We start from the raw sequence: 3,036 nt of genomic DNA, 5'->3' as shown, positions 1-3,036 counted from the left end.
AACGGGGGTCAGTCCCTAAACAGGTGGGCTTTTACTGATCATACGGCCGATACTTCTTCCGCTCTGCCTCTAATTCTTTTTTTAAAGCTTGTACATGTTCCAGCAAGAACAAAGCCACTGTTCCCACCTTCTTAACCGCTTTGAGCCTCCCGCCGCTGTTGAGCTGGCTTACACGCTGCCGTGTAACAGCAAGCAGCTCGGCGACTTCCGCTGCGGTTAAAACTTCGTCCTGAATAAACTTAATTTTTTCACTTTCTTTCATGTCGTTTTTCTCTCCACATCATAATAAATCCTTTTAATAAAATAACCATCACAGCCAAGTATAAGACAATCACGGTGATTTTCCCAAGGGTACCGGCTTTTTCGAAATCAATAGCCACAAGACCGGCTATTATAATAAAAAGAGTGGTCATATCGAACGAACTGTACTGCTTAAAATATTTTTTCATATCGTCGTGGACGTGATATAATATTGGAGCAAGGGGATTTTCTCCCCTTGTCTCACTATGTTTCAGCGCTTCTTGCTTGTCCGGCGGGAGCGCTTTTTCATGTTCTTTTCTCGCTTTTCGCTTTCCTTTTGCCATATATCATAGATGTTTTTGACAATGGTCACGATACCAGCGATGATAAGAACTATGTTTCTGATCTCGTCCACCTCAGCACCTCCTTTCTATACTTTAATTATACAATACCTATTTACCGTTGTAAATAGGTATTGTAAAAAAACTAGTATTTTTTCACCATATTGCTATAATTTTCTTATTGATTCTAAAACGACTCGAACAATTTGAAGAACAACAAAAAAAGCGAGATGAAAATCTCATGCTCGCTTTGAAAGAATCCATTGAAACAAAAAAATGATTGCTGCAGCTCAACAAAAAAAGTGGTGGCAATTTTGGAAATAGAACATCCATGACAATAGCGCACTTATACACACCCCTTGTGGGTGCTAAAATCTTACGATTTCCGTCAAGCGTGTTATTGCTATAAAGAGAAACTAGAAGTCTATTTTATTTGCCTTAAAAAGGAGTACAGAAATTATCTTCTGTACTCCTTCAAAATCTAAATAAGAAATCAATCTTGAGATAAATAAATCCAATTTATATCGTCAAATTCTTTAATAACATAATCTGATCCTATACTACGTAAAATTCTATTAAAGAAAATGATGTCATCTTCATCATCGTAATCATATAAATCCTTTTGAACATATTCTTTAATAATAAAATTCGTTAAATTTGTATTATTAACAAATTCGGAAAAGTAAGATCTTATAAAAATTGAATCATCTTCATTTAATTTTTCATCATTAACAATTGAAATCTTAAAAACATTTAAAATCGCATTAATATCTTCTTCGTCCATATAACATAATGGTTCTAATTTTTTGTCTTCTTCTGTAAATGGCTTTCGAGTATCTTCAATTATTACGTAAGATAAAATGTTACCATCTTTCAGCACACGAAAAACTTCTAAATCACGTAATTTTAAAGCTCTATTAAGTGATAGCATAATTTCCCCCTACTCAAATATTAAAACCCAAATACTAACCTTGGCTACTGTTACACCTACTAAAGCTGCTATTGTTATCACATATGCAGGGTTCAATAATATATCAATCCAACTATATTTAGAAACTTTTTTTCGTTCTTTATCTAATTTTTTCTGTTTCTCTAACGCTTTTTTAAAGTCACTAGTCTTCTTTACATTTTTTTGTACAGTTTTAGGAACGCCAGCCTGATGGGAAGGCTTTATATTATAGCAAGGACAAGATTTTCGTCTTTGTCTTCGGCCCATAAATGCCGTCAGCAGTCAACCCATACATGGACTGGAATCGTTTGACCGCATTTGCTGTTTTTGGCCCATATGCGCTATCAATCCCATTGTTCGGTGCTCCTTTGTCCGGATAGAAATAAAGAGCCGCCAACGCTGTCTGTATTTGTTTTACGGCTGCGCCCCTGGTTAATGGGTTTGTGACTTTGAAAACACCATCAGGCAGGGGAAATTTTGGTTTATTGCTTGTTTTGGGCTTTGCTGCAGCCTTCTTTTGGCCGCTGCTTTTCAGCTCATTATCACTCTTTATATAAGACACGTTCACGTATCCGTGGAATGTCTGGCCTTTTGAATTGGTGTACTCAATATATCCCCACCCGTTCACAGTTGAACCGAGCTGATATTTTACAATCGTGCCATTCGGCAGGGTAAGCACCATAGAAGAGCCAGCGTTTCGTTGTGTGCGCAAAACAAGCCCATCCTTTGCCACAACCGTATTTTTAATAAATCTTCCCGTGTCTGTATGGGTAACGGCTGAATTCGATACCACAGGCACCGTTACAACCGTGCCGGCCATTCGCTTTTTAACATGGGCCTTAAAATCGGAAAACCCCTGCGGGTTGCTTACCCACGGCGCCGGGCAAGTTTTATGTGTAATGTCATAATGCCGAACTATATCATTGATTGGATCAAGTTTATACATTTTGCACAGCTCGGCACAAACTTGTTCTGCACGGGCAATGGTATCCGGATGGAAAGTGCCGTTCTTTTCAATGCAAAGCTCCACGCCTATAGATAAGAAATTTGCATTCGGTTTTAATGCTGATACCCCGCGGTAAGGCTGCCCGTTAACGAATTGCTGGACATCATTCGCGTGATAAGCCACCTTGTTTAATGGAATAATGCAAATAGCCTCTGTAGGATCAACAAAGATATGCGCAGATGCATACGTCTGTTTTTTCTCAGACAGATTTCTGTTTTGGGCGGGAAGCGTTTGTCCAAAGTATCTGTAATGATTGGCAGCAGACGCGCCGGGGTTTGCCGTGTAATGTACGGCCAGTTTCTTCACGCCGTTGTTTTTGATTCCCGGCCGCGTCCATTTGTTAATATCAATATATTGGTTTCTGTATGCTGACATAAAAATCTCTCCTATTCTGTTTTGAAATATAAAAAGGCCGCCGAACGGCAGCCCTTACTTGGTTAAATCGTGCTGTTTCAAAACGGCTTTTTGCTTATGCCCTTTGTCAGTCACATAGTTGTTTT

The 3,036-nt window shown here is 38.7% G+C and carries 4 protein-coding genes; all 4 read right to left on the bottom strand.

The genetic code is table 11. The annotated features are described in order from the left end of the window. Positions 1-31: 31 nt before the first annotated feature. Entirely contained in the window at positions 32-262 is a 231-nt protein-coding gene (locus tag AXI59_RS15115) for a hypothetical protein (protein WP_061528631.1), read from the bottom strand. Between the two features lie 249 nt (positions 263-511). Further along, positions 512-655 (bottom strand): hypothetical protein, encoded by a 144-nt coding sequence (locus tag AXI59_RS20080; protein WP_167348385.1) that lies wholly within the window; start codon positions 653-655, stop codon positions 512-514. Between the two features lie 419 nt (positions 656-1,074). Beyond that, a complete protein-coding gene (locus AXI59_RS15105) occupies positions 1,075-1,512 on the bottom strand; it encodes a hypothetical protein (RefSeq protein WP_061528630.1) in 438 nt (145 codons plus the stop codon). Between the two features lie 244 nt (positions 1,513-1,756). Continuing rightward, positions 1,757-2,911 (bottom strand): N-acetylmuramoyl-L-alanine amidase, encoded by a 1,155-nt coding sequence (locus AXI59_RS15100; protein WP_061528629.1) that lies wholly within the window; start codon positions 2,909-2,911, stop codon positions 1,757-1,759. Positions 2,912-3,036: the final 125 nt, after the last annotated feature.

The sequence above is a fragment of the Bacillus nakamurai genome, from assembly GCF_001584325.1.
Classification (GTDB): domain Bacteria; phylum Bacillota; class Bacilli; order Bacillales; family Bacillaceae; genus Bacillus; species Bacillus nakamurai.
Note: the sequence above shows the minus strand (reverse complement) of the source record. Positions and strands in the feature narration are given on the sequence as shown.

Excerpts from the sequence above, each read along its gene's own strand:
- AXI59_RS15100 (WP_061528629.1), bottom strand. The coding sequence starts at position 2,911 with ATGTCAGCATACAGAAACCAATATATTGATATTAACAAATGGACGCGG.
- AXI59_RS15105 (WP_061528630.1), bottom strand. The coding sequence starts at position 1,512 with ATGCTATCACTTAATAGAGCTTTAAAATTACGTGATTTAGAAGTTTTT.
- AXI59_RS15115 (WP_061528631.1), bottom strand. The coding sequence starts at position 262 with ATGAAAGAAAGTGAAAAAATTAAGTTTATTCAGGACGAAGTTTTAACC.